This window comes from Actinophytocola oryzae, assembly GCF_004364325.1.
In the GTDB taxonomy this organism is placed as follows: Bacteria; Actinomycetota; Actinomycetes; order Mycobacteriales; family Pseudonocardiaceae; genus Actinophytocola; species Actinophytocola oryzae.
In genome coordinates, this window is the sequence record NZ_SOCP01000025.1 from 147,567 (window position 1) to 171,504 (window position 23,938).

The following is a 23,938-nucleotide window of genomic DNA, read 5'->3' on the forward strand; positions in this document are numbered from 1 at the left end:
GCCGCTTATCACCCGCCTGCCGGAGTGACCTGACTGGGTGACCATCTAAAGTGTGGCACCATGCCCGATGGCGAGTCCGCGGATCCCCGCGTTCCACGATTTGACACTGTTCTGCGCGGCTACAACCCCCGGCAGGTCAACGAGCGCGTCACGCGCCTGTCGTTCGACCTGAGCCACGCGGCGAAGAGCCGCGACGAGGCGGTCGCGAAGGTAGCCGAGCTGACGAAGGCGCTCGGCAGCTCCCAGCAGCAGCTGCAGGACTCGAAGGAGCAGCTGCACCGGATCACCGTGAACCCGACCTCGACAGAGGCGATGTCGGAGCGACAGCGGTTGATGTGGCAGCTCGCCGAGGAAGAAATCGCCGAGTTCAAGCGCAACGCCGACGAGTACGACCGCTCGACGAGAGCCGACGCGGACGAGTACTCGCACTCGACGAGAGCGAAGGCGGACACGCACGCCTCGGGCACCAGAGAAGAAGCGGACAACTACGCCGCGCAGACACGGCGTGAGGCCGACCAGCACGCGGCGGAGATCCGCAAGAAGGCGGACGAGTACACGACCAGGACCAAGAAGGCGGCCGACGACTACGCCGCCGGGGTCAAGGCCGAGGCTCAGGCGTACGCGAAGGACCAGAAGGCCAAGCAGGACGCCATCACGGCCCAGCTGACCGAGCGCCGCAAGACGCTCGAGGCCGAGTACGCGAAGAACCACGCCACGCTCGAGAACGAGTACGAGCAGCTACGGGCCCGCAACGCGACCGAGCACGAGCACCTCATGGCCGAGGCACGCACGGAGATCGAGCGTGCGACCAAGGCCAACGAGACCCGCATCGCGCAGCTGGACGGCGAGGCGAAGCAGCGCCGCGACGCCCGCGACGCCGAGGCGCTCAAGCAGCGTGAGCTGATGGACTCGAAGGCCGCGGAGAAGCGCGCGTCGCTCGAGCAGGAGACCGAGAACGCCCTCAACCAGCGCAGGGCCGAGCTGGAACGCGAGCTGAACGAGCGTGCCGCGGTGGCCAAGGACCGCGCGGCCAAGATCGTCGGCGACGCGGAGCGCGGGGCGGCGAAGGTCCGCGAGACGGTGAGTGCCGAACGCGCCGACTCCGAGCAGCAGATCGCCCAGCGGGAGGCCGCGGCCAAGGCCCGGGCCGCCAAGATCGTCGGCGAGGCCGAGGTCGAGGCCGGCCGCGTCCGCGAGGTCGTGGCCACGGAGCAGACGGAGGCGGAGAAGCAGATCTCCGCACGTCAGCAGGCCGCGCAGCAGCAGGCGGCGAAGATCGTCGACGAGGCCAAGAAGCGCACCGACGAGGCCGAGCGCGCCCTGGCGGAGAAGAAGCGCTCGGTGGAGCAGAACCTGGCCGAGCTGGAGGCGATGGCCCAGCAGCAGGCGGACAAGACGGTCGCCGACGCCGACGCCCGCAGCCAGGCGTCGGACAAGGCACTCGCCGCCAAGCAGACGCAGGTCGAGCGCGAGCTGAACGAGCAGCAGGCCAACGCGAAGATCCGCGCGGCCAAGATCGTCGAGGACGCGGAACAACGCCTCGCCGAGGCCGCCGACCGCATCCGCCAGGCCGATGAGTTCGAACGCCGCGTCTCGGAGAACGTGAACACGACGTACGGCATCCTCGAGGACGCGAAGCGTCACTTCGCCGCCGTCCACAAGGCGAGTGCGGCCCAGTCCGGCCCCGCCCAACCCCGGGGGACTCAGCCCCAGCCGGTCAAGACCCCGGTCAACGGCGCCAAGTAGCGGAACGAGGAAAGCCCCCGGTCGTCCCTTTTGGGACCTACCGGGGGCTTTTCGCTTTTCCGGTCAGGCTTTCTCGAGATACTCGGCCCTGGATTCCGTGACGAACGAGGCGACCATGACCGCCAGTCCGGGAAACTCGGCCAGATCAGGCGACCGGGCGACCAGCTCCCTGGCCTCCTCGCGCGCCTCGCCGATCACGTCCTCGTCACGCAGCAGGGAGAGCAACCTCAACGCGGACCGGGTGCCCGACTGGGTCGCACCGAGAATGTCGCCCTCGCGCCGCATCTCGAGGTCGACGCGCGCCAGCTCGAACCCGTCCACAGTGGACGCGACCGCGTCGAGCCGCTCCCTCGTGGCGGTCCCGCCGAGTGCCTCGGTCACCAGCAGACAGACCCCGGCGGCCGACCCACGACCGACCCGCCCGCGCAGCTGGTGCAGCTGGGACACCCCGAACCGGTCGGCGTCCATGATCACCATCGCGGTCGAGTTGGGCACGTCCACACCGACCTCGACCACGGTGGTGGCCACGAGGACGTCCAGCTCCCCCGCGGCGAACGCCCGCATCACCGCGTCCTTGTCGTCGGCGGGCAACCGTCCGTGCAGGATCGCCAACCGCAGGCCGCGCAACGGCCCCTCGGCCAGCATCTCCGCGACGTCGACCACCGCGAGCGGCGGCCTGCGCCCGTCGTCGCCCTCCGACGGCGGCCCCTCCTCGCCCTCGGCGTCACCGATCCTGGGACAGACCACGTAGGCCTGGTGGCCCGCCGCGACCTCCTCGCGGATGCGCTGCCAGGTCCGGTCCACCCACGACGGCTTCTCCGCGGCGGGCACGACCGTGGTGCTGATCGGCGACCGTCCCGCGGGCAGCTCGCGCAGCGACGACGTCTCCAGGTCCCCGTACACGGTCATCGCGACCGTCCTCGGGATCGGCGTCGCGGTCATGACGAGCACGTGCGGGCTCGTGTTCTCCCCCGCCCGCGTCCGCAGCGCGTCCCGCTGCTCGACGCCGAACCGGTGCTGCTCGTCGACCACCACGAACCCCAGGTCGGCGAACTGCACGGTGTCCTGGATGAGCGCGTGCGTGCCGACGACGATGCCCGCCGCGCCGCTCACCACGTCCAGCAACGCCTGCTTGCGCTGCGCGGCGGGCAGCGACCCGGTCAGCAGCGTGATCCGGGTGGCCTCGTCGGCGGCGCCCAGCTCACCGGCCATCGCCAGGTCGCCGAGCATGTTCCTGAGCGAGCGGGCGTGCTGCGCCGCCAGCACCTCGGTGGGTGCCAGCAGGGCCGCCTGCCTGCCCGCGTCGACGACCTGCAGCATCGCCCGCAACGCGACGATCGTCTTGCCGCTGCCGACCTCGCCCTGCAGCAGCCGGTTCATCGGGTGCGCCCGCTCGAGGTCCGCCGCGACCATCTCGCCGACCTCCTGCTGGCCCGCGGTCAGCGTGAAGGGCAGGCGCTTGTCGAAGGCGGCTCGCAGGCCGTCGTCCCGACGCGCGCACTCCGGCGCGGGCCGCTCGAGCACCCGGTGCCGCCGCTGCGCGAGCGCCAGCTGGACGGCCATCGCCTCGTCCCACTTCAACCGCTCACGTGCGGCCTGCACGCCCGGCCACTCGGTGGCGGTGTGGATCCTGCGGATCGCGTCGTCGTAGTTCGCGAGGCCGCGGCGGGTCCGCAGCTCGTCGGGCATCGGGTCCTCGATGTCGTCGAGCATCTCCAGTGCCTGCACGACGCACTTCGCGATCTGCCACGACTGGATCGTGGCGGCGGCCGGGTACACCGGGATGAGGCCGGTGAACTTCTCGACCGCCGCGTCGTCGTCGTTGTCCTCGTCGAGGAGCTGGTAGTCGGGGTTGGTCAGCTGGAGCTTGTTGCGGAACCGCGACACCTTGCCCGCGAAGAGGGCGCTGATGCCCGGTTTCAGGGTTCGCTTGTGGTGGCGCTGGTTGAAGAAGGTGCAGTCCAGCGTCCTGCTGCCGTCGGTGATGACGACCTCGCTGATCCAGCCCGGCTTGTTCCGCATCCGCCGCTCGTTGAACGACTGCACGCGTGCCATGACGGTCGCGTGCTCCCCGATCTCCAGCCCGGCGATGTTCGTCAGCTCGCCGCGCTCGGCGTAGCGCCGGGGGAAGTACCGGACCAGGTCGCCGACGGTGTGCAGGTCGAAGGCGCCGGCCAGCGCCTTGGCCGACTTGGCACCGACCGCCGCCTCGAGTTTGCTGTCCATGGAGACCATCGGACCGATTATGTCGCGCCCCACCGACAGTGTTCCTTGGGCTCGCTCCGCTCGCCGGTGGGCGGCCCCGGGCCACGACCTGCTATGCGGGCCGCAGAGCGTCGTCCAGCTCGGCGAGCAGACGGGACTTGGGCCGGGCGCCGACGAACGACCGCACCGGCTCGCCGTCGCGGAACAGCAGCATCGTCGGCAGGCCCATGACCCCGTACCGCTGCCCGACCTCGGGCTCCTCGTCGTAGTTGAGCTTCACGATCTCGACGTCCGCGCGCTCCCGCGCGATCTGCTCGAGCACCGGCGCGACCATGCGGCACGGGCCACACCACGTGGCCCAGAACTCGACCAGCACGGGCTTGCCCCGCCCCAGTACCCGTGTGTCGAAGGTCTCCTCGGTGACGGACTCCATCTAGCTCTCCCCTCTCGTCCTGCGGTGCGCGGCGGCGTCGAGCTTGGCCCGCAGCTCGTCCCGCACCACGGTCAGCTGCCGCAGGTACGCCTCGACCTCGGCGATCTTGCGGCGGTACACGGCCACGGAGTCCGGGCAGGCGTCGCCGTCCTCGTTGCCCGCGCGCAGGCACTCGACGAACGGGCGGGTGTCCTCCAGGGCGAACCCGACCTCTCGCAGGGTCTGGATCTCCTGGACCACCCGAAGGTGTGACTCGTCGTACTCGCGGTACCCGTTCGTGCGACGCGGGGCCTCGAGGAGCCCGCGCTCCTCGTAGTAACGCAACGCCTTCGTGGTAATCCCCGCGTGGCTCGCAAGCTCGCCAATGCGCATATGGGCGACTGTAGACATTGCCCTCGACGGCAACGCCAGCAGAAACTGTCGGTGGCCGGTGGCATCGTCGTCGCCATGACCACGACACCCGTTACTCCACGCCCAGCACCAGTACCGCGTTGTGCTGACCGCCCTGGTAGACCACCAGCTCGGTCTCCGGATGCTCACGCCGGAGGAAGTCCTCGAGCTCCATAGCCAGCTCGTCCGGTGCCTCTGCTCCCAGCAGGGCGGTGACCAGCTCGCCGCCCATGCCGAGCATGCGCTTGACCACGCCGCACGCGGCTCGGTCGAGGGCGGCGACGTCGGCGGGGCCCGGCTCGATCAACATCACCTCACCGTCGGCGAGACCCAGCACGTCGCCCGCGTCGCAGGCGCCTATCCAGGTGATGGCGGCCTCGGTCGCCACCACGACCTCGCCACGCCTGGTGGCCGCGGCCGCCTCCGCCATCGCGACCACGTCGTCCCCGGCCCGGCGACGCGGGTCGTGCACGGCGACGGCGGCCAGCACCTGCACCGGTGAGGCACACGGCACCACGACGACGTCCTGTCCGGCCGCGACGGCGCGGATGGAGGCCTCGTCGGCGGCCTCGACCAGCTCCGGGTCGGCGGGCAGCACGGTGACGTGGGCGGCCGCGGTGGCCGTGATGGTCTCGAGCAGCCGGTAGGCGAACGACTCCACACCGTCCTCCACCATGACGACGGTGACCCCCTCACTGATCAGGAGGTCCGCGAACTCGGAACTACGCGACGGCACGACGACGGCACGGTCTCTGGCGAACCGGCTCGCCTCCGCGGAGGCCGCGTCGGCGAACCGTGCCACCCGGATCTGCCGGGGGCGCCCGGCGTCGATGCCTGCCTCGACGGCGGCGCCGATGTCGTTGCAGTGGACGTGCACGGTCCACAGCCCGGCCCCGTCGCCGACCACGGACACGGAGTCCCCTATCCCGACGAGGACGTCCCGCAGGTGGTCGGCGGCGTCGTCCCCGGTGACCTGTTCCAGCAGGTACATGACCTCGTACGCGAACGCGTCCGAGCCCGACTCACGGGAGGTGTACAGAGAGCTTTCCTGACCACCGGCCGACACCCGCGCGGCCCGCTCGGCAGTGGCACGCTGCGCGGCCGCCAGGGCGGCGGGCCGGCCGGTGACAACCGCATACAGCGCGTCGAACAGGACGACGACCCCGCGCCCGCCCGCGTCGACGACCCCGGCGTCGGCGAGGACGGCCAGCTGGGCGGGTGTCTTGTCGAGGGCCGCCGCGGCCGCGGTGGCGGCCGCGGCGGCCACGTCCTGCAGGGCGTCGGACGGCTCGTCCCCCACGGCGGTGGCGGCGGCCTCGAGGACGGTGACCATCGTGCCCGCGACGGGCTCGGCCATGGCACCCGTGGCGAGCCGGGCGCCACGCACGACGGCGTCCCGCAGGCGCGGCCCGAGCACGGCGTCGACATCGGCCAGTTCCTCGGCGACCCCGCGGAGGAACTGCGAGACGATGACCCCGGAGTTCCCGCGTGCCCCGGTGAGGGCGCCCCTGGCGAGCACGGCCAGGGTCGCGCCCGCGGAGGCACGTGCCCTCGCGGGTGCCCGCAGGAGCGCGTCGAGGGCGGCACGCATCGTGTGCAGCAGGTTCGAGCCGGTGTCGCCGTCGGGCACCGGGTAGACGTTGATGCCGTCGATGGCCTCGCGGTGTGCGTCGAGCGACTGCACGCACGCCACGGCCCATCGTCGGACCTGGGCGGCGTCGAGCGCCTGGAGCATGGCGCCTCCACGGGGCCGGATGGGCGGACATGCGGCAGACTAGTGGGCCGGTGTGGAGGCACGCGGCGCGAGCCGTTACCCTGACATCTGCTTGCCCGACGCGAGTCGGGTCTGGCTGCCCGGTTCGCACTGGGCCGTGAGTTTGCTGGCCGCTCGGCCAGTTTCCGTTTGTGAGAAAGGAGTGCCTGACGTGGCTGCCGTTTGCGACGTCTGTGGCAAGGGGCCAGGCTTCGGCAAGTCGGTCTCGCACTCCCACCGACGCACCAGCCGCCGGTGGAACCCGAACATTCAGACCGTGCACGCGAAGATCGGTGCTTCGCAGCGCAAGCGTCTGAACGTGTGCACCTCCTGCCTGAAGGCGGGCAAGGTCACCCGCGGGTAGCACCGAAGCCCCAGACGAACATCACAGACCGGGCCCCTGGCGCAGCCAGGGGCCCGGTCTGCTGTGTCCACAGTCACTCGACGACCCGCGCCAACTCCGATCGCAACACGGCCGAAGACCGAGGTCGAACCTGCTGCTGGACGATCGTCCCGAGCAGCCAGGACAGCACTCGGTCGGCGGTCTCGTCCGGCTCAGACACGTCGAGCACCTCGACCAGCAGGTCGCGCACCCGGTCGAGCATCGCGGCGGCGGCCCCGACGGACGCCCGCCGACTCACGGCCACCCAGTACTCGAACCACAGGAACGCGGCGTGCGGCCGATCGGCGAAGGTGGCGAGGTAGGCCTCGACCACCCGCCACAACCGCTCTCCCGCCACGGCCTCGTGGGCGGCCCGCCGCAGGCCGACGAGCATGGCGTCGACGTGCTCGGCCATGGCGACGTCGACGATCTCGTCGACGTCGCGGAAGTAGTAGTGGATGGCGCTCTTGGTGAGCGGACTGGCGTCGGCGACCGCACGCGCCGTGCATGCGGCGAGCCCCTGCGTGGCCAACACCTCCTTGGCTGCGTCCACGATCTGCGCCCGCTTGACGCGCTGGTTGTTGCTGACCACGCCAGAAGCATAACGATCTCTTGCATGATCAGGACGCATGTCCTAGTTTCAGGACACACGTCCTAACAAGGAGGCAGCATGCCGAGCCCGTTCGTCTTCATGGACCTACGCACCACCGACCGCGACCAGGCCCGTTCCTTCTACGGTGACCTGTTCGGCTGGACGACCACGGAGTCCCTCTTCACGACGGCCGAAGGCCCTTGGGGCGGCCTGACCCCGCTGTCCGAAGGCGACGACCGCCCACCACAGTGGGTCCCCTACGCGCCGGTCGAGAACCTGGACGAGGCGCTGGCGAAAGCGGTCGAGCTGGGCGCGAAGGCCACCCGCCCGAGGGTCGACCTCCCACAGGGCTCGGTGGCGGTCATCGAGGACCCGACCGGCGCGACGCTGGCTCTCTGGGAGCCACGGCACCGGTGAGGTACTCCTGCGCACTCCCGCCAAGCGCTGACATCGTCGACCGCGCCCGCCTCGCCGAACGACTCGGCTACCACCGCGTGTGGGTCTTCGAGTCACCGGCGATGTACGGCGACACCTGGGTGGCGCTCGCCCGGGTCGCCGAGGCGACGGACCGGATCGGCCTGGCCACCGGCGTCGCCGTCCCGGGCCTGCGCCACCCGGTGGTGACGGCATCGGCGATCGCGACGGTCGCGGAACTCGCCCCCGGCCGGCTCGTCACCGCGTTCGGCACGGGCGCCACCGGGCGCACCACGCTCGGCCTGGCCCCCGTGCGCCTCGACGAGCTGACCGAGCACGTCCGGCAGGTCCGCGCCCTGCTCGCGGGCGACGTCGTCGAGGTCGGCGGGCGACCGTGCCAGCTGACCCACCTACCCGGTTTCGCCCCGCCGCGGCCCATCGCGGTACCGGTGTGGCTGGCGGTGTCCGGCCAGAAGGGCCTCCGGCTCGCCCGCGAGACCGACGCCCCCGGTGTGATCGCGACGAGCGTGCCACCCGGCGGCCTGCACGGCTGGGCGGACGCGGCGCTGCTCCGCTTCGGAACGGTGCTGGCCCCGGGCGAGGACCACACGAGCACCCGCGTGCGGGCCGCGGCCGGCCCCGGCTACGCCAGCATCGCGCACCTGACCTGGGAACGCGCCGGAACCGCGGTGGACGCCATTCCCGGCGGCCGCGCCTGGCGTGCCGCGCTGGCGGCGGAACGCCAGGAGCACGAACGCCATCTCGCCGCCCACCAGGGACACCTGATGTCCCTGACCGAGCGGGACCAGGCACTCGTGACCGCCGCCGGTCCGGCCCTGCTGACCCCCGGCTGGAGCGGCGACGAGGCCACGATCCGCGAGCGCGTCGAGGCGGCCGGGGCGGCGGGCGTCACCGAGGTCGTGTACATCCCGGCAGGACCCGACCCGAACCGTGAGCTGACCGCCTTCGCAGGCGCCGTCGCCGGTCGTTAGGGGAGCTTCCAGTCGATCGGTTCGCCGCCCTGCTTCTCCAGCAGCTCGGTCGCCCGGCTGAACGGGCGGGAACCGAAGAACCCGTTGTGCGCGGACAGCGGACTGGGGTGCGCCGACTCGATGCACGGCACCGGATCCAGCAGCGGCTTCAGGTTGCGGGCGTTGCGACCCCACAGGATCGCCACCAGCGGACCACCCCGCGCGGCCAGCGCGCGGATCGCCTGCTCGGTGACCTCCTCCCACCCCTTGCCCTGGTGCGAGTTGGGCCTGCCCGGCTGCACCGTCAGCGCCCTGTTCAGCAACAGGACCCCACGCTCGGTCCACGGACCGAGGTCCCCGTTGGACGGCGCCGGATGCCCGAGGTCCTCCTGGTACTCCTGGAAGATGTTCACCAGGCTCTTCGGCAGCGGTCGAACGTCCGGCGCCACCGAGAAGCACAGGCCGACAGGGTGGCCGGGCGTCGGGTACGGGTCCTGGCCGACGATCAGGACCCTGACATCGGCGAAGGGCTGTTTGAACGCACGCAGCACGTTCTCCCCCGACGGCAGGTACTGGCGGCCCGCGGCTATCTCCGCGCGCAGGAACTCGCCCATCGCGGCGATGCGCTCCTCGACGGGCGCGAGCGCTTCCGCCCACCCGGCCTCGACAATCTCGTTCAGCGGTCGTGCGGTCACCCGGGCGACCTTATGCCAACGGCCTACGACAGCTCGCGCAGCCCTGCCTTGTAGACCGCGATCCGCTCCACGTAGTTGGCCACGATGCCGAGCACCATGTCCGGCGCCACCTCGTGACCCTCACGCACCCGCGCGGGCACGCCAAGAGCCATCCGGCGGGCCGGCAGGCGGCCGTTGAACGACATCACCGCACCGGCGCCGAGGATCGCGCCGTCCTCCACCACGGAACCGTTGAGCAGCACCGACCCTGACGCGATCATGCACCGCGAGCCGACCGTCGCGCCCTCGATGTGGGCGTTGTGGCCCACCACCGACTCCGCGCCGATCACGGTGGCGTGCCACTCGGTGCAGTGGACGATCGTGCCGTCCTGGATCGACGTGCGCTCCCCGACCCGGATCGTGCCGGACTCGCCGCGCAGCACGGCCTGCGGCCACACCGAGGCGAACGCGCCGATCGTGACGTCGCCGATCACCGTCGCGTCCGGGTGCACGTACGCGTCCGGGTGTATGTCCGGGACGCGGTCGCCTAGCGCGTAGACGGGCATTCGGCGCCGACCGCCTTTCCGAGGTGCAGGGCGCCCGGCGCGTTCGCGTAGAACCCGAAGCGCGGCACCGGTTCGTAGCCGGAGGACCGGTAAAGGGCGATCGCCTCCGGCTGCTTCGACCCCGTCTCCAGGACGATCCGTCGGTAGCCGTCCTCCCCCGCGGTCCGCTCCAGTTCGGCGAGCACCGCACGCGCGAGACCTCGGCCGCGGAACGCCGGGGACACGTACATCCGCTTCACCTCGACCTCCGTGCCGTGCGCACGCCAGCCACCACACGCCGCCGGCGTGCCGTCCACGTACGCGACGAGGAACAGCCCGCGCGGCGGCGCGAAGTCAGCCGGGTCGACCGGCGTGCCGTCCTCCCCGCCGTAGCGCACCACGTACTCCTGTTGCACCTCGGCGACCAGGACCACCGCGTCCGGATGGTCGTAGGCCGTTACGTCGATCCGCGCCAACGCCAAGGTCCGCTCCGAGAAGACTCACCGAAAATGCTGCCAGCCCGTGCCGCCCTCGTAAGGGCCGCCGTCGACAGTAACGGCTGTCCCCCTGCCGACCGTGCCGATTGTGCGCCAACCCTCAGGCACCGCCTCGGGTTCCGGGAACGTGGCCACCAGCGCGTGGTCCTCGCCGCCGGTCAGCACCCAGTGCATCGGGTCGGCACCGAGCGCGGTGGCGACGTCGACGAGCCTGCGCGGCACCTCGACGAGGTCGGTCCGCACGTCGATGGCCACATTGGACGCCGAGCAGATGTGCGCGAGGTCGGCGAGCAGCCCGTCCGACACGTCCATCATCGCGGTCGCGCCCGCCGCCGCGGCCTGCGGACCAGCCGCGTACGGCGGCTCGGGCACCCGGTAGGCGCCGACGACCTGGACGGGCGAGCGGAACCCGCGCCCCAGCACGGCGAGCCCGGCGGCCGACCAGCCGAGGCGACCACACACCGCGAGCACGTCCCCCGGCATGGCGCCACCCCTGGTGACCGGCTCGCGTCCGCCCATGTCCCCCAGTGCGGTGACCGAGATCACGATCTCCTTCGCGGTGACCACGTCCCCGCCCACGAGCCCCGCGCCGGCGCGGGTCGCCTCGTCCCACATGCCCGAGGCGAGCCCCTCGGCGACCTCGGACCTGGTCGTGCGCGGGCACGCGAGCCCGACGAGCAGGGCCGTCGGCACCGCGCCCATGGCCGCGATGTCCGCCATGTTGACCGCGATCGCCTTGCGGCCAACGTGTTCCGGCGTCGACCAGTCGAGTCTGAAGTGGACACCCTCCGTGAGCACGTCGGTGCTCGCGACCACCCGGCCGTCCGGCGCCGCGACGAGCGCCGCGTCGTCGCCCGGCCCGAGCAACGTGGTCGCGGGCTGCCGCCGTCCGGCGGTCACCCTGCGGATCAGGCCGAACTCACCGACATCGGCGACGGTTTCGGGTGGATCATGAGCTGGGCCTCCTCTATTGTCGGCCACGACACCTCCGATAGTCGGATCCCCAAACGATCCGGAACTGCGGTACCTTTTGCTGCTCACGTTCCTACCTCTTGAGTCCTGCTAGACACGAAGGGGCACGCCGTGGTCCACGCATACATCCTGATTCAGACCGAGGTCGGCCAGGCGGCCACGGTCGCCGGGAAGATCGCTCAGATCGAGGGCGTGACCACCGCGGAGGATGTCACGGGCCCCTACGACGTGATCGTCCGAGCCGAGGCCGAGAACGTCGACCTGCTCGGACAGCTCGTCGTGGCACGGATCCAGAACGTGGACGGGATCACTCGAACCCTCACCTGCCCGGTGGTCCATCTCTGAGCCGTGGTCTAGTGGGGGCGTGTCCGAACAGCCCCTGTCCCGCGTGACCCTGTTCGTGGCCGCGGGCCTCGCCGCCGTGCTCGTCGTCGGCGTGATCGTCGCGAGCAGGCTCGTCGGCGGCTCGTCCGAGTCTCCTGCCGAGGCAGGCCCGACCACGCAGCCACCCCGGCCGACGGGTCCGCTCGCGTTGGTCGCGGTCGACGCACCCGACGCCGCTGCGCCCGCGTGCGGTGCCCTGGTGAACGCGCTGCCCACCGAACTGCCCAGCAAGGGCAAGGAGCTGACCCGGCTGGCCATCGCGGACCCCGCACCACCCGCGTCCGCGGCGTGGGCGGGCGACCGGGGTGAGCCGGTGGTGCTGCGGTGTGGGCTCGGCAAGCCGCCGGAGCTGGTGCCGACGGCCCAGCTGCGGCTGGTGTCGAAGGTCAACTGGCTGCCGATCGAGGGTGCGGGCGCGACGACCTGGTACACGGTCGACCGCCCGGTCTACATAGCACTGACCATCCCCGACGACGCGGGCACCGGCGTGGTCCAGGAGATGTCGGAGACGATCGCGAAGTCCGTCCCGGCCGCGTGACCCTGCTCAGCGCAGGCCCGTTCCCCTGGCGAGCGCCGTGTCGACGAGGGTCGACAGGAGGGTCGGGTAGTCGATGCCCGTGACCGACCACATCTTGGGGTAGGCCGAGGTCGGGGTGAAGCCCGGCATGGTGTTCAGCTCGTTGATGATCAGTGAGCCGTCCGCGCAGACGAAGAAGTCGACCCTGGCGAGGCCCTGGCAGTCGACGGCCCGGAACGCCTCGATGGCCGTCGCGCGGAGGCGTTCGGTGACCTGGTCGTCCAGCTTGGCCGGGATGTCCAGCTCCGCGGCGTCGCCGACGTACTTGGTGGCGAAGTCGTAGAACTCCAGCGAGTCGTCCACGATGCGGATCTCCGCGGGCAGTGAGGCCTCCAGGTGGCCGTCCGGGAACTCCAGCACCCCGCACTCGACCTCCCGGCCCGCGATCATCGACTCGACCAGGACCTTGGGGTCGATCTCGCGTGCGGTGGCGATCGCCGCGTCCAGCCCGGACCAGTCCGAGACCTTCGTGATGCCGGTCGACGAGCCCGCCCTGGCCGGCTTCACGAACACCGGCAGGCCGAGGCGCTCCCGCTGGGACTCACTGAGCGTCACGTCGCCGCGGTGCAGGACCTCGTACGGGCCGACCGGGAGCCCCTCCGCACGCAGCAGCTTCTTGGTGAACTCCTTGTCCATCACCACCGCGCTCGCCAGCACGCCGGCCCCCGCGTAGGGCAGGCCCACCATCTCCAGCAGGCCCTGGATGGTGCCGTCCTCGCCGAAGGCACCGTGCAGCACCGGGAACACCACGTCCACGGCCGAGAGGACCTCGCCCTCCCTGCCGCGTTCCAGGACGACCAGGTTCGCCGAAGTCGGGTCGGCCGGGAGGGTCAGCGCGGTGCCGGACGTGATCGTCGGCAGGGTCGTGCCCTCGATCGCCAGTGTGGCGGGGTCCGCGGGCCCCAGGACCCACGCACCCGAGGGCGTGATGCCCACGGGCAGGATCTCGAAGCGGTTCGGGTCGAGGTTGGCGAGCACGCTCGCCGCGGACACACAGGACACGGCGTGCTCCGTGCTCTGTCCGCCGAACACCACTGCCACGCGGATGCGCTCTTGGCTGGCCATGGCGCCCGACCCTACCCGGCCCCGTCCCCCACCAGCTCAACGAGCACGGGCAGCGCGCGCTTCAGCTGCTCCCGCGAACACGCGGCGTAGCCGAGGGCGATGCCGAACCACCTCGCCCGCCCGATGTGGTGACGGGCCAGGCCGTCCAGCAACAGTCCGCGATCGGCCGCGGCGCGGATCAACGCCCGCTCCGCCTCCGCCGACGCCACCGGAACGACCACGTGGGCGCCCGCGTCGTCGCCGAGCACCCGGACCTCCCCGCGCACCAACGTGTCCACCACGAGCGTGCGGCGTTCGGACAGCTCGCGACGGAGCCTGCGCAGGTGCCGACCCAGGTCGCCGTTGCGGGCCAGCTCCACCACGACCAGCTGGCCAGCCGGGGCGGGGCCGCTGCCGGTCGCGTCGCGGTGGGCCAGGACGGCGGCCACGACCGGTGGTGGCGCCACGATCCAGCCGACACCCAGTGTGGGCGTGAGGATCTTGCTCGTCGTGCCGAGGTGCACGACCACGTCCGGGGCGAGGGCCGCCAGCAGCGGCAGCGGGGCCACGTCGTAACGCAGCTCGCCGTCGTAGTCGTCCTCGATCACCAGCCAGCCCTGCTCGCGGGCGCGTTCCACGAGCGCCACCCGCCTGCCCGCGGACATGCGGCCACCGAGCGGGTACTGGTGCGCGGGCGAACAGTAGACGGCGCGGACCGTGGCCGGGATCGCGTCCACCAGCAGACCGTCGGCGTCGACCGTCGCCGGGACCACCCGCAGTCCCGCGGCCCGCAGCGCACCGACCGCACGCTGGTAACCCGGTTCCTCCACCGCCACCATGTCGCCGGGACGCAACACCGCCCGGCCCAGCTCGGCCGCCGCGGTGCTGGTTCCCGCCGTGGCCAGCACGACGTCGGTGTCGCCGACCCGCAGTCCCCGGTGTCGCAGCAGGTGCTCGGCCACCGCCGCCCGGTACTCGGGCAGGCCGGACCGGTTCGGCCGCACCATCGGCGCCACGTGCGACGCCGCGCGCCACGCCCGCCGCCACGCCGACTGCTCGATGCCGCCCGCCCACGGCGAGCCGGGCGTCAGGTCGACGACACTGTCCTGTGTGGTGTCACGGCGGACCGGAGCGGCGGTCGCGGGGAGCGATCCGGGCGGCGCGGTCGTGATGTAGGTGCCGGAGCCGTGCCTGCCCGCGATCCAGCCCTCGGCGTGCAGCTGCTCGTAGGCCGCGGCGGTCACCGTCCGGCTCACGCCGAGCTCGCCGGCAAGTGCGCGGGTCGAGGGCAGGCGGTCGCCGCTGCGCAGCCTGCCGTCGCCCGCCGCCGCGCGGAGCTGCTCGGCCAGCTGCACGGCCAGGGGCGTCGCCGACGAACGGTCCAGTGTCACCGGCAGGGCGGAGGTCTCCACAAGTGGCCTTCCAGAATCACCAGGTCTTGGACCTTCAATAGTGCCACTTTTCACGCCACAGTGGAGGTCGTGACTCTCTCGCCGACATCGCGCAGCACCATCCGCCGGGGCAAGGACCGGGCCGTGACCGAGCGGACGGCCCTCCACGACGTGCTCGACGCCGGGATCGTCTGCCACCTCGCGTACGTCGCGGAGGACGGCACGCCGCGGATCGTCCCGACCGGCTACGGCCACGAGGGCGACACCCTGTACGTGCACGGCTCGACCGGCGCCGCCAGCCTGCGCGGCGGCGCGGGCGCCGAGGTGTGCGTGAACGTCACCCTGCTCGACGGCGTGATCTACAGCCGTGCCGTGTTCCACCACTCGGTGAACTACCGGTCGGCCACGATCCACGGCACGGCCACCCCGGTCACCGACCCGGACGCCAAACTGCACGCCCTCCACGTCATCACCGAGCACATCGCCCCTGGCTCGTGGGACCACGCGCGCGGCCCGAGCCCGCAGGAGTTCGCGAAGACCGCGGTGCTCGCGCTCGACCTCACCGAGGCCGCCGTGAAGATCCGCACGGGCGGCCCAGGAGAGGAGCCGGAGGACCTGACACCGGACCGCGTCGGCGCGAGCTGGGCGGGGGTGCTGCCGCTCGTCCGCGCCTGGGGCACACCGCAACCGTGCCGGCACCTGCCCGAGGATGTCGGGGTGCCGGACTACGTCAGCCTGCGAGGCCCACAGCACGGTCCTCAATAGTCCGCATGGTGCGTGCGGCCCTGTAGACGTGCAGGCTCACCGCCGGGTCCGGACCGAGGTTGCGGACCTGGTGGACGTAGCCGGGGCCGAACACGCGGGACTGCCCGGCTGACAGCGACAGCGTCGTGCCGCGGTGCAGGACGTGCTCCGTGAGCGTGCCGGACACGATCGTGAACGCGCCGGTGGCGTCGCCGTGGTCGTGCCGGTCGGTCTCCTGGCCGGGAAGCCAGCTCATGAGCCAGACCTCCTGGTGCTCGTCCGACGAGACGAGCGCGGCGAACCGCACGTCCGGGTCGTAGCGGAGCAGGTGTGCCCAGCGCGGCCGGTCGGCGGCGACGGCGCGGGCGATCAGGGCGGGGTGCACCGTCGCTGGGACGGACGAGTGCGCGATGGTGTTGGCCGGTACGGCGAACATGGGTGTGCTGTCTTTCTCGGGAGCTCGGGTGGAAGGGTTTGGGGAACCTCACCGAGCCGGACAGAGCGCGCTGGCGACACGAAGGAGCCACGAGTAGCTCCGACGGCGGTTCAGCACGGTGACAAGCACGGGCTCAGGTAACCACTCACCGCAGGGGTCCGGCAAACGCGCCCAGTCCGTGGGATCGTGTACCCCGCGGATTCGCAGGCAATCCGGAGTGGCGGCGGCTCCGAACCACCGTGCATGGGAGATGTGGTCATGGGCGATCGTGCGCGACGACTTCGGTCGGCACGTACCGAACCGGCGAACGACGCCGGCGCCGAGCTGTTGCAACGCGTGGCGCGCGGCGACGAGCCCGCGTTCGCGCAGTTGTACGACCTGCTCGTCGGCCCCGTCTTCGGGCTCGTTCGGCGGATCGTGCGTGATCCCGCGCAGTCGGAGGAAGTCGTGCAGGAGGTGATGGTCGAGCTCTGGCGGTCGGCGGCGAAGTACTCGCCGGAACGCGGGAGCGCGACGACCTGGGCCATGACGCTCGCGCATCGCAGGGCGGTCGACCGCGTGCGGTCCGCCCAGGCCGCGGCCGACCGGGACGACATCGTCGGCCGCCGCGACGCGGGCAGGCCGTTCGACGAGGTGTCCGAACAGGTCACCGCGCGGCTCGAACAGGAGCAGGTCCGGCGGTGCCTCAACACCCTCACCGAGCTGCAGCGGGAGTCGGTACTCCTCGCCTACTACGGCGGTCGGACGTACCGTGAGGTGGGAGAGCTGCTCGACACCCCGCTGGGCACCATCAAGACCCGGCTGCGGGACGGGCTGATCCGGCTGCGCGACTGTCTGGGGGTGGCCTGATGACGAGTCCCGACATCCACGCCCTGACCGGCGCGTACGCCCTCGACGCGGTGTCCGGCGTGGAACGCACGGACTTCGAGCGGCACCTCGCCGAGTGCGACTCGTGCTTCCAGGAGGTCCAGGAGCTGCAGGAGACCGCAGCGAGGCTCGCGCTCGCCGCGGCCGAGCCGCCGCCCGCCGAGCTGAAGACCCGGGTGCTCAACGAGATCAGGTCCGTACGCCAGCTGCCGCCGGACACGACGGTGGTGCCCCTGCGCCGCCGCTCGCTCGGACAGCGCCTGACGACCGTGGCCGCGGCCGTGTTCTTCGTCGTCGCCGCGGGCCTGGGCGTCGTCGTGGTGCAGAAGGACAACCAGCTGGACGACGTGCAGGCCCAGGCCGCGCAGATGCAGGAGATCCTCGGCGCGCGGGACGCCTCACTGGTCACCCTCGACGGGAAGGACGGCGGGGGAACCATGAAGGTCGCGGTGTCCCGGTCGCAGGACAGGATGCTGTTGGTCGGCACCGGCCTGGCGAGCCCGCCGGACGGGAAGACCTACCAGCTGTGGGGCATCGCCGACGACACCCCGGTCTCGCTGGGCCTGCTGACGCCGGACGACGGCCAGGTGGTGCTGGCGCTGAGCGGCCTGAACGACGCCCAGAAGGTCGCGATCTCGGTCGAACCCGAAAAAGGCTCGAAGACCCCCACGACCAACGCCATCGTCATGACCGGCGACTTACCGGCCTGACCCCCTGCCCCCGTCCCCCCGACCCCCTGTAATGAAGGACTCCTTCGTAACGCCAGGCGCACCGAAGGAGTCCTTCATTGCATCGGGGCTCAGCGGCTCCGGGCGTCGGGGCTCAGCGCTCCGGCTTGGTCTTGCGGCCGATCAGCTCGCCCGCCATCTCGCGGGGGTCGAAGCCGTCGTGGCACACGCGGTGCACGACCTCCGTGATGGGCATCTCGACGCCGTGGCGCATGGCCAGCGCACGGATGGAGGAGCACGACTTCACCCCCTCGGCGACCTGGCCCTGCGCCGCGGCCTGTGCCTGCGCCACGGACTCGCCCCGACCGAGCCGCGCGCCGAAGGACCGGTTGCGTGACAGCGGCGACGAGCACGTCGCCACGAGGTCCCCGAGCCCGGCGAGCCCCGAGAACGTCATCGGGTCCGCGCCGAGCACCTCCCCCAGCCTGGCCGTCTCGGCGAGCCCTCGGGTGATCAGCGTCGCGAGGGTGTTGTCGCCGAAGCCGAGCCCGGCGGCCATCCCGCAGGACAGGGCGATCACGTTCTTGCACGCGCCCGCCAGCTCGCAGCCGATGACGTCGGTGTTGGTGTAGGGCCGGAAGTAGCCGGTGGTGCACGCCTGCTGCACGGTCACCGCACGGTCGTGGTCCACACACGCGACCACCGCCGCCGTCGGCTGCTCCGCCGCGATCTCCTTGGCCAGGTTGGGCCCGGTCACCACCGCGACCTGCTGTTCGGCCACCCCCATCACCTCGACGACGACCTCGCTCATCCGCTTGAGCGTGCCGAGCTCGACACCCTTCGCGAGGCTGATCAGCGTCGCCGACGGGTCGATGAGCCCGCGCCACGCGGTCAGGTTGTGCCGCAGGCTCTGGCTCGGCACGGCCAGCACCACGTCGGTGGCGCCGTCGAGCGCTCGCCGGGGGTCCGATGTGGACACGAGGCGTTCCGGCAGCGTGACGCCCGGCAGGTAGTCCGGGTTCTCCCGGCGCTCCTCGATCGCCTCGCTCACCTCGCGCCGCCGCGCCCACAGCACCACGTCCGTGCCCGCGTCGGCGAGCACCTTCGCGAAGGTCGTGCCCCACGAGCCCGCGCCGAACACGGCGACGCGCATCTCACCCATCGGTGCCGGTGCTCTTCTTCTTCGCCTCGGGGTTCCGCCGCGACGAGTAGAACTCGTCCGGTGCGGGCTCCTCGCGCAGCGCGGCGAGCTGGTCGCGCACGCGGGTCATGAGGAAGTCGGTGACCTCGCGCAGCAGCTCGTTGTCGACCTCGCGGCCCTTGAACCGCGACAGGTCCACCGGCGCGGACACGTCGATCGAGATCTTCTTGCGCGGGAACGGCCGGAACTTCCGGGTGTAGGCGTTGAGGATGTCGCGCGTCCCCCAGCGTGCGGCGGTCAGCACGGGCACGTCGTGCTCGAGGCAGTCCATCGCCAGGCGTGCGACACCGGTCCGCGCACGCATCGGCCAGCCGTCCGGGTCGCGGGTGATCGTGCCCTCCGGGTAGATCACGACGACCTTGCCGTTCTGGAGCGCCTCCCGAGCGGCCACCAGGCTGTCGCCGGCGTTCACGGTGGACCGGTACACGGGGATGCTGCCCGCACCGTTGATCATGTACTTGAAGACGGGCATGCGGAACAGGCTGTCCTTCGCGAGGAACCTCGGCACCCGGCCGTTCTTGTGCACGAACACCGCGTCGACCGGCGGGTCGATGTGCGAGATGTGGTTCATCACCAGCAGGATGCCGCCCTCACGCCGGACGTGCTCGGCTCCGGTCGGCCGCACCTTCCCGATCGCGGCCAGCGGGTAGAAGATCATGGCCGTCACCCATACCCAGAACCCGCTCTTCTCCAGTCGCCTCGGCACCCGTCCTCCAACTTCTCGCGTTTTGGACGAGTATGCCCCGCCCACGGCACGCTTCTCCGAAGTCCTGCACCATGGGTCGTGTGGAGCATGGAGTGGACCTGGTCGTCCCGATCAAGAACCTGGACCGGGCGAAGTCGCGGCTGCGTGGGGCCGTGCCTGTGGAACAGCACGCCGACCTCGTGCTCGCCCTGCTGCTGGACACCGTGACCGCGGCCCTCACCTCGGCGGGCGTGCGGCGTGTCCTGGTGATCTGTGAGGACAAACGGGTGCCGGACGCGCTCGCGGGCACCGGTGTCGAGTGCCTGGTGGAGCGCGGCCTGCCAGGGCTCAACGCCGCGTTGAGCTTCGGCGCCGAGCACCTGCGCACACCGGGCGGCACGGTCGGCGCGCTGCAGGCCGACCTCCCCGCGCTGCGCCCGGCCGACCTGGCCGGGGCGATCGCCGAGGCGGACGGACGGCGCGCGTTCAGCGCGGACCGGCCGGGCACCGGCACGACACTGCTGCTCGCGCATCCCGGCGAGGCGCTGACGCCGCGCTTCGGCCCCGGTTCCGCGCAGGCGCACGAGGCCACCGGCGCACGGCAGGTGGGCGCCGGCCTGGCGTCGCTTCGGTGTGATGTGGACACCGAGGACGATCTGGCCGTCGCCGAGGGGCTGGGCTTGGGAAAGTTCACCCTCCCGTTCGGTCTCGGGCCACGACGCGCGGCCATAGATGCTGGACAATGGGGTTGTGAGCACCGAGACGAGCCCTGAGGCCAGTACACCAGCCGAGCCGTCGGAAACCACACCGGAGCCGCGGGCGGTGCCGTCGGCTCCGCCCGCTGTCACACAGGCGGAGACGGTGACCGACTTACCGGACGACCGCTACTTCAACCGAGAGCTGTCCTGGCTGGACTTCAACGCGCGGGTGCTCGCCCTGGCCGAGGACTCGTCGCAGCCGCTGCTGGAGCGCGCGAAGTTCCTCGCGATCTTCTCCTCCAACCTCGACGAGTTCTACATGGTGCGGGTCGCCGGGCTGAAGCGCCGCGACGAGACCGGTCTCTCGGTACGCAGCGCGGACGGGCTGACCCCGCGCGAGCAGCTGGCCTACATCTCCAAGCGCAACCAGGAGCTGGTCGAGCAGCACGCGGCCGCGTGGGAGCGGCGGCTGCGGCCCGCGCTCGCGGAGCACGACATCCGCATCGCGCGGTGGTCGGACCTGACCGACGAGCAGCGCGTGCGGCTGTCGCGGTACTTCCGCGAGCAGATCTTCCCGGTGCTCACCCCGCTCGCCGTCGACCCCGCGCACCCGTTCCCCTACATCTCCGGGCTGTCGCTGAACCTCGCGGTGACCGTGCGGGACCCGAACGGCGGCGGCGAGCGGTTCGCCCGCGTGAAGGTGCCGGACAACGTCTCCCGGCTCGTGCCGATCGACCACAACCGCGACGCGAGGGGCGCGCTGTTCCTGCCGCTCGAGGAGCTGATCGCGGCACACCTCGACAACCTCTTCGCCGGCATGCAGGTGACCGAGGTGCACGCCTTCCGGGTCACCCGCAACGCCGATCTCGAGGTCGAGGAGGACCAGGACGAGGACCTGTTGAAGGCGCTGGAAAGGGAGCTGGCGCAGCGGCGGTTCGGCCCGCCGGTGCGGCTCGAGGTCGCCGACGACATGAGCGAGCACATGATGGAGCTCCTGCTGCGGGAGCTCGAGGTCGACCCGCACGACGTGGTCGTGGTGCCGGGGCTGCTCGACCTGTCGTGCCTGTGGCAGCTGCACGGGGTGGACCGCACCGACCTGAAGGACCCGGCGTTCGTGCCCGTGACGCACCCGGCGTTCGGCGAGCGGGAGACACCGAAGAGTGTCTTCGCGACGCTGCGCGAGGGCGACGTCCTGGTGCACCACCCGTACGACTCGTTCTCCACGAGCGTGCAGCGGTTCATCGAGCAGGCGGCGGCGGACCCGAAGGTGCTCGCCATCAAGCAGACGCTGTACCGGACCTCCGGCGACTCCCCGATCGTGGACGCGCTCATCGACGCGGCCGAGGCGGGTAAGCAGGTCGTGGCGCTGGTGGAGATCAAGGCCCGCTTCGACGAGCAGGCCAACATCAAGTGGGCGCGGACGCTGGAGAAGGCGGGCGTGCACGTCGTGTACGGCATGGTGGGCCTGAAGACCCACTGCAAGACCGCGCTCGTGGTGCGGCAGGAGGGGTCGGTCATCCGGCGCTACTGCCACATCGGGACGGGCAACTACAACCCGAAGACGGCACGGCTGTACGAGGACGTCGGCCTGCTGACCGCGGAGCCGTCGATCGGCGCGGACCTCACGGACCTGTTCAACGTGCTGACCGGGTACGCGCGCCAGGACGAGTACCGCAGCCTGCTGGTGGCGCCCTACGGGATCCGGCGCGGGATCGTGGAGCTGATCGAGCGGGAGGTCGAGCACCTGCGTGCCGGTCGTCCGGCCGGGATCCGCATGAAGCTCAACAGCCTCGTGGACGAGCAGGTGATCGACGCCATGTACCGGGCGTCGCAGGCCGGTGTGCCCGTGGACATCGTCGTCCGGGGCATCTGCGCGCTCAAGCCCGGCGTGCCGGGGTTGTCGGAGAACATCAACGTGCGGTCGATCCTCGGGCGGTTCCTGGAGCACTCCAGGGTGTTCCACTTCGTCGGGTCGGACGAGCGCTGGATCGGCAGCGCGGACATGATGCACCGCAACCTCGACCGCCGCGTCGAGGTGCAGGTGCGGATCTCCGACCCGAGGCTGACCAGGCAGTTGGACGCGATGTTCGACTCGGCGCTGGACCCTGCGACGCGCTGCTGGGTGCTGGAACAGAACGGCAACTGGGACGCGTCGCCCGCGGACGGTTCGTCCGTGCGGGACCACCAGGCCCAGATGCTGCTCACCCATCGCGCCGTTGGCTAGCCGGGAGGTCCTCGCGGGCGGCGCCGTCGTGTGGCGGGCGGGCGCCGGCGAGGTCGAGGTCGCACTGGTCCACCGCCCCCGCTACGACGACTGGAGCGTGCCCAAGGGAAAGCTGGAGCCGCTCGAGTCCACGCGGGTCGCCGCGGTGCGGGAGGTGGGCGAGGAGACGGGCGCACGGGTGGCGCTCGGCCGTTTCCTGGCCCGCACGCACTACCGGGTGGGGGCGGACCACAAGAAGGTGGAGTACTTCGCCGCCAGGTACCTCTCCGGCGAGCTCAGGCCGTCGCACGAGGTCGACGAGATGCGCTGGCTGCCCGTGTCCGCCGCCCGGGCCGCACTGTCCTACGACCGGGACCGCGAGGTGCTCGACGCCTTCACCGCCCTGCCACAGGATCTGACGACGGTGCTCCTGGTGCGGCACGCGAAGGCGGGCAGCAAGTCGGAGTGGGACCACGAGGACGACCTGCGGCCGCTGTCGAAGAACGGGCGCAAACAGCTGGCCCCCGTCCGCGTGCTCGGCACGCTCTACGGGGCCGAGCGGGTGTACTCGGCGCCGCTGGTGCGCTGCGTCGCGACCGTCCAACCGGTGGCCGACGATCTCGGCGTGCCGATCGCCGAGGAGAAACTGCTGAGTGAGAAGGCCTACCCCGGCAGGGAGGAAACGGCCGTCGACCGGGTAGCGGAAATAGCCTCGGCTGGCGGAACGGCGGTGATCTGCAGCCAGGGCGGGGTGATTCCGGACCTCGTCGCACGTCTCGCCACGCGTTCCGGGCTGTCCCTCGGCAGGCACCTGGCCGCCAAGAAGGGCAGCGTGTGGGCGTTGTTCTTCGACGGGACCCGGTTGGCGGCGGCGGACTACCTCGCGGTGCCCTGAACCCGCTTGGCACGCGGTCGATTCGCACGTGTGTCCGATGTGGGCACGGTCAAGATCGCCACCACACAAGGAAAGCGGCCCCAGATCGCGCTCACCGCACGCTGACCCGGTCCGTGACCACCAAGTGGCGGGCGCGCTTTCGGGGCCTCACAGCGGCAGCCAGGGGCCAAAGACCCGCGACCACGCCGCCGTGGATAGAACTGTCGGCGGAACCTACTGGCGCGTCAAGTGTTCCTGTGTGTCCGAACCCCCTCACCTCGCACTGAAGGCCGCCACGCGGGTGGCGGCCTTCGGTGGTGGTGCGGTGTGGAGTGTTACTTCTTCTTGGCGGCGGGGGTGCGTTTCGCCGCGCTGGTGGTCTTCTTCGCGGGGGTGGCTTTCGCCGCCGTCGCGGTCTTGGCTGGGGTGGTCTTGCGTGCCGTGGTCTTGGCCGTGGTCTTGGCCGTGGTCGCCTTGGCGGTGGTCGCCTTGGCGGCGGGGGCCTTCTTGGCGGTGGCGGCCTTGGCCGGTGCGGCCTTCGCGGTGGTGGTCTTGGCCGTGGTGGTGCGGGTCGTGGCCGGTTTCGCGGCAG

General features: G+C 71.3%; 27 protein-coding genes. 12 read left to right on the plus strand and 15 right to left on the minus strand.

The genetic code is table 11. The features are described 5' to 3' along the window. Positions 1-60 precede the first annotated feature (60 nt). A complete protein-coding gene (locus CLV71_RS42955; protein ID WP_133908718.1) occupies positions 61-1,746 on the plus strand; it encodes a coiled-coil domain-containing protein in 1,686 nt (561 codons plus the stop codon). 63 nt (positions 1,747-1,809) lie between these two features. Here CLV71_RS42955 and recG read toward each other — a convergent pair whose 3' ends face one another. The 4 genes from recG to CLV71_RS42975 all read right to left on the minus strand — a co-directional run bounded on the left by recG (position 1,810) and on the right by CLV71_RS42975 (position 6,509). Continuing rightward, positions 1,810-3,981, minus strand: coding sequence for an ATP-dependent DNA helicase RecG (gene recG / locus CLV71_RS42960; RefSeq protein ID WP_133908719.1), 2,172 nt, complete (start codon positions 3,979-3,981; stop codon positions 1,810-1,812). Positions 3,982-4,063: 82 nt separating this feature from the next. Continuing rightward, positions 4,064-4,384, minus strand: a complete 321-nt coding sequence (gene trxA / locus CLV71_RS42965) for a thioredoxin (RefSeq protein ID WP_133908720.1) — start codon at positions 4,382-4,384, stop codon at positions 4,064-4,066. Next, positions 4,385-4,756 carry a MerR family transcriptional regulator gene (locus CLV71_RS42970; protein ID WP_133908721.1) on the minus strand — a complete coding sequence of 124 codons (372 nt, stop codon included), beginning with the start codon at positions 4,754-4,756 and terminating at the stop codon, positions 4,385-4,387. Positions 4,757-4,847: 91 nt separating this feature from the next. Continuing rightward, entirely contained in the window at positions 4,848-6,509 is a 1,662-nt protein-coding gene (locus CLV71_RS42975) for a DAK2 domain-containing protein (RefSeq protein WP_133908722.1), read from the minus strand. Positions 6,510-6,699: 190 nt separating this feature from the next. Between CLV71_RS42975 and rpmB the strand changes: the two genes are divergently transcribed. Continuing rightward, complete coding sequence (gene rpmB, locus CLV71_RS42980; RefSeq protein WP_133908723.1) at positions 6,700-6,891, plus strand: 50S ribosomal protein L28; 192 nt, start codon at positions 6,700-6,702, stop codon at positions 6,889-6,891. A 73-nt stretch (positions 6,892-6,964) separates the two neighbouring features. On the opposite strand, the gene CLV71_RS42985 is transcribed toward rpmB, so the two are convergent. Then, entirely contained in the window at positions 6,965-7,501 is a 537-nt protein-coding gene (locus CLV71_RS42985) for a TetR/AcrR family transcriptional regulator (RefSeq protein ID WP_243867342.1), read from the minus strand. Between the two features lie 78 nt (positions 7,502-7,579). Between CLV71_RS42985 and CLV71_RS48195 the strand changes: the two genes are divergently transcribed. Continuing rightward, positions 7,580-7,918, plus strand: a complete 339-nt coding sequence (locus CLV71_RS48195) for a VOC family protein (protein ID WP_166664488.1) — start codon at positions 7,580-7,582, stop codon at positions 7,916-7,918. Continuing rightward, on the plus strand, positions 7,915-8,907 hold the full coding sequence (locus CLV71_RS42990; RefSeq protein WP_133908725.1) for an LLM class flavin-dependent oxidoreductase: 993 nt from the start codon (positions 7,915-7,917) through the stop codon (positions 8,905-8,907). The genes CLV71_RS48195 and CLV71_RS42990 overlap by 4 nt, the downstream gene beginning before the upstream one ends. Here CLV71_RS42990 and CLV71_RS42995 read toward each other — a convergent pair. Genes CLV71_RS42995 through CLV71_RS43010 form a run of 4 tightly spaced genes read right to left on the minus strand, consistent with a single transcriptional unit; the run spans position 8,904 to position 11,583 of the window. Continuing rightward, positions 8,904-9,581, minus strand: coding sequence for a uracil-DNA glycosylase (locus tag CLV71_RS42995; RefSeq protein ID WP_133908726.1), 678 nt, complete (start codon positions 9,579-9,581; stop codon positions 8,904-8,906). The genes CLV71_RS42990 and CLV71_RS42995 overlap by 4 nt on opposite strands. A 23-nt stretch (positions 9,582-9,604) precedes the next feature. After that, a complete protein-coding gene (locus CLV71_RS43000; protein WP_133908727.1) occupies positions 9,605-10,126 on the minus strand; it encodes a gamma carbonic anhydrase family protein in 522 nt (173 codons plus the stop codon). Continuing rightward, positions 10,108-10,587: a GNAT family N-acetyltransferase gene (locus CLV71_RS43005; protein WP_243867344.1), complete on the minus strand. Its 480-nt coding sequence runs from the start codon at positions 10,585-10,587 to the stop codon at positions 10,108-10,110. The genes CLV71_RS43000 and CLV71_RS43005 overlap by 19 nt, the downstream gene beginning before the upstream one ends. Positions 10,588-10,605: 18 nt before the next feature. Further along, entirely contained in the window at positions 10,606-11,583 is a 978-nt protein-coding gene (locus CLV71_RS43010) for a thiamine-phosphate kinase (RefSeq protein WP_133908728.1), read from the minus strand. Positions 11,584-11,685: 102 nt separating this feature from the next. Here CLV71_RS43010 and CLV71_RS43015 point away from each other — a divergent pair, with 102 nt between their 5' ends. Both CLV71_RS43015 and CLV71_RS43020 read left to right on the plus strand, forming a co-directional pair. Beyond that, positions 11,686-11,919, plus strand: a complete 234-nt coding sequence (locus tag CLV71_RS43015; protein ID WP_133908729.1) for an Lrp/AsnC ligand binding domain-containing protein — start codon at positions 11,686-11,688, stop codon at positions 11,917-11,919. A 19-nt stretch (positions 11,920-11,938) separates the two neighbouring features. Further along, on the plus strand, positions 11,939-12,496 hold the full coding sequence (locus tag CLV71_RS43020; RefSeq protein ID WP_133908730.1) for a DUF3515 domain-containing protein: 558 nt from the start codon (positions 11,939-11,941) through the stop codon (positions 12,494-12,496). Between the two features lie 6 nt (positions 12,497-12,502). Here the strand turns inward: CLV71_RS43020 and CLV71_RS43025 are convergent, their stop codons facing one another. Then, a complete protein-coding gene (locus CLV71_RS43025; RefSeq protein ID WP_133908731.1) occupies positions 12,503-13,600 on the minus strand; it encodes a D-alanine--D-alanine ligase family protein in 1,098 nt (365 codons plus the stop codon). An 11-nt stretch (positions 13,601-13,611) separates the two neighbouring features. Then, positions 13,612-14,991: a MocR-like pyridoxine biosynthesis transcription factor PdxR gene (pdxR, locus tag CLV71_RS43030; RefSeq protein ID WP_133908732.1), complete on the minus strand. Its 1,380-nt coding sequence runs from the start codon at positions 14,989-14,991 to the stop codon at positions 13,612-13,614. Between the two features lie 69 nt (positions 14,992-15,060). Between pdxR and CLV71_RS43035 the strand changes: the two genes are divergently transcribed. Beyond that, positions 15,061-15,735, plus strand: coding sequence for a pyridoxamine 5'-phosphate oxidase family protein (locus tag CLV71_RS43035; protein ID WP_133908733.1), 675 nt, complete (start codon positions 15,061-15,063; stop codon positions 15,733-15,735). Here the strand turns inward: CLV71_RS43035 and CLV71_RS43040 are convergent. Further along, the gene (locus tag CLV71_RS43040; protein WP_133908734.1) at positions 15,701-16,150 is read right to left on the minus strand and encodes a cysteine dioxygenase; all 450 of its coding nucleotides are present in this window, start codon (positions 16,148-16,150) and stop codon (positions 15,701-15,703) included. The genes CLV71_RS43035 and CLV71_RS43040 overlap by 35 nt on opposite strands. A gap of 258 nt (positions 16,151-16,408) precedes the next feature. Between CLV71_RS43040 and sigK the strand changes: the two genes are divergently transcribed. Then, a complete protein-coding gene (gene sigK, locus CLV71_RS43045) occupies positions 16,409-16,999 on the plus strand; it encodes an ECF RNA polymerase sigma factor SigK (RefSeq protein ID WP_133908735.1) in 591 nt (196 codons plus the stop codon). Further along, entirely contained in the window at positions 16,999-17,727 is a 729-nt protein-coding gene (locus CLV71_RS43050; protein ID WP_133908754.1) for an anti-sigma factor, read from the plus strand. The genes sigK and CLV71_RS43050 overlap by 1 nt, the downstream gene beginning before the upstream one ends. Before the next feature lie 112 nt (positions 17,728-17,839). Here CLV71_RS43050 and CLV71_RS43055 read toward each other — a convergent pair whose 3' ends face one another. Both CLV71_RS43055 and CLV71_RS43060 read right to left on the minus strand, forming a co-directional pair. Then, complete coding sequence (locus CLV71_RS43055; protein ID WP_133908736.1) at positions 17,840-18,847, minus strand: NAD(P)H-dependent glycerol-3-phosphate dehydrogenase; 1,008 nt, start codon at positions 18,845-18,847, stop codon at positions 17,840-17,842. Next, the gene (locus CLV71_RS43060; protein ID WP_424923956.1) at positions 18,840-19,592 is read right to left on the minus strand and encodes a lysophospholipid acyltransferase family protein; all 753 of its coding nucleotides are present in this window, start codon (positions 19,590-19,592) and stop codon (positions 18,840-18,842) included. Before CLV71_RS43060 ends, CLV71_RS43055 begins: the two co-directional genes overlap by 8 nt. A gap of 80 nt (positions 19,593-19,672) precedes the next feature. Here CLV71_RS43060 and cofC point away from each other — a divergent pair, with 80 nt between their 5' ends. Genes cofC through CLV71_RS43075 form a run of 3 tightly spaced genes read left to right on the plus strand, consistent with a single transcriptional unit; the run spans position 19,673 to position 23,367 of the window. Continuing rightward, positions 19,673-20,344 carry a 2-phospho-L-lactate guanylyltransferase gene (gene cofC / locus CLV71_RS43065; protein WP_424923957.1) on the plus strand — a complete coding sequence of 224 codons (672 nt, stop codon included), beginning with the start codon at positions 19,673-19,675 and terminating at the stop codon, positions 20,342-20,344. Continuing rightward, the gene (locus CLV71_RS43070; RefSeq protein ID WP_133908738.1) at positions 20,304-22,493 is read left to right on the plus strand and encodes an RNA degradosome polyphosphate kinase; all 2,190 of its coding nucleotides are present in this window, start codon (positions 20,304-20,306) and stop codon (positions 22,491-22,493) included. The genes cofC and CLV71_RS43070 overlap by 41 nt, the downstream gene beginning before the upstream one ends. Beyond that, positions 22,486-23,367: an NUDIX hydrolase gene (locus CLV71_RS43075; RefSeq protein WP_133908739.1), complete on the plus strand. Its 882-nt coding sequence runs from the start codon at positions 22,486-22,488 to the stop codon at positions 23,365-23,367. The genes CLV71_RS43070 and CLV71_RS43075 overlap by 8 nt, the downstream gene beginning before the upstream one ends. Before the next feature lie 314 nt (positions 23,368-23,681). Here the strand turns inward: CLV71_RS43075 and CLV71_RS43080 are convergent. After that, positions 23,682-23,938 (minus strand): hypothetical protein (locus CLV71_RS43080; RefSeq protein WP_208298009.1); only part of this gene is annotated, 257 nt, incomplete at its 5' end.

What these genes read in the sequence shown, in the direction of transcription:
- CLV71_RS42955 (WP_133908718.1), top strand. Translation starts at nt 61, where the DNA reads ATGCCCGATGGCGAGTCCGCGGATCCCCGCGTTCCACGATTTGACACT.
- recG (WP_133908719.1), bottom strand. Translation starts at nt 3,981, where the DNA reads ATGGTCTCCATGGACAGCAAACTCGAGGCGGCGGTCGGTGCCAAGTCG.
- trxA (WP_133908720.1), bottom strand. Translation starts at nt 4,384, where the DNA reads ATGGAGTCCGTCACCGAGGAGACCTTCGACACACGGGTACTGGGGCGG.
- CLV71_RS42970 (WP_133908721.1), bottom strand. Translation starts at nt 4,756, where the DNA reads ATGCGCATTGGCGAGCTTGCGAGCCACGCGGGGATTACCACGAAGGCG.
- CLV71_RS42975 (WP_133908722.1), bottom strand. Translation starts at nt 6,509, where the DNA reads ATGCTCCAGGCGCTCGACGCCGCCCAGGTCCGACGATGGGCCGTGGCG.
- CLV71_RS48195 (WP_166664488.1), top strand. Translation starts at nt 7,580, where the DNA reads ATGCCGAGCCCGTTCGTCTTCATGGACCTACGCACCACCGACCGCGAC.
- CLV71_RS43000 (WP_133908727.1), bottom strand. Translation starts at nt 10,126, where the DNA reads ATGCCCGTCTACGCGCTAGGCGACCGCGTCCCGGACATACACCCGGAC.
- CLV71_RS43025 (WP_133908731.1), bottom strand. Translation starts at nt 13,600, where the DNA reads ATGGCCAGCCAAGAGCGCATCCGCGTGGCAGTGGTGTTCGGCGGACAG.
- CLV71_RS43040 (WP_133908734.1), bottom strand. Translation starts at nt 16,150, where the DNA reads ATGTTCGCCGTACCGGCCAACACCATCGCGCACTCGTCCGTCCCAGCG.
- sigK (WP_133908735.1), top strand. Translation starts at nt 16,409, where the DNA reads ATGGGCGATCGTGCGCGACGACTTCGGTCGGCACGTACCGAACCGGCG.
- CLV71_RS43050 (WP_133908754.1), top strand. Translation starts at nt 16,999, where the DNA reads ATGACGAGTCCCGACATCCACGCCCTGACCGGCGCGTACGCCCTCGAC.
- CLV71_RS43055 (WP_133908736.1), bottom strand. Translation starts at nt 18,847, where the DNA reads ATGGGTGAGATGCGCGTCGCCGTGTTCGGCGCGGGCTCGTGGGGCACG.
- CLV71_RS43070 (WP_133908738.1), top strand. Translation starts at nt 20,304, where the DNA reads ATGCTGGACAATGGGGTTGTGAGCACCGAGACGAGCCCTGAGGCCAGT.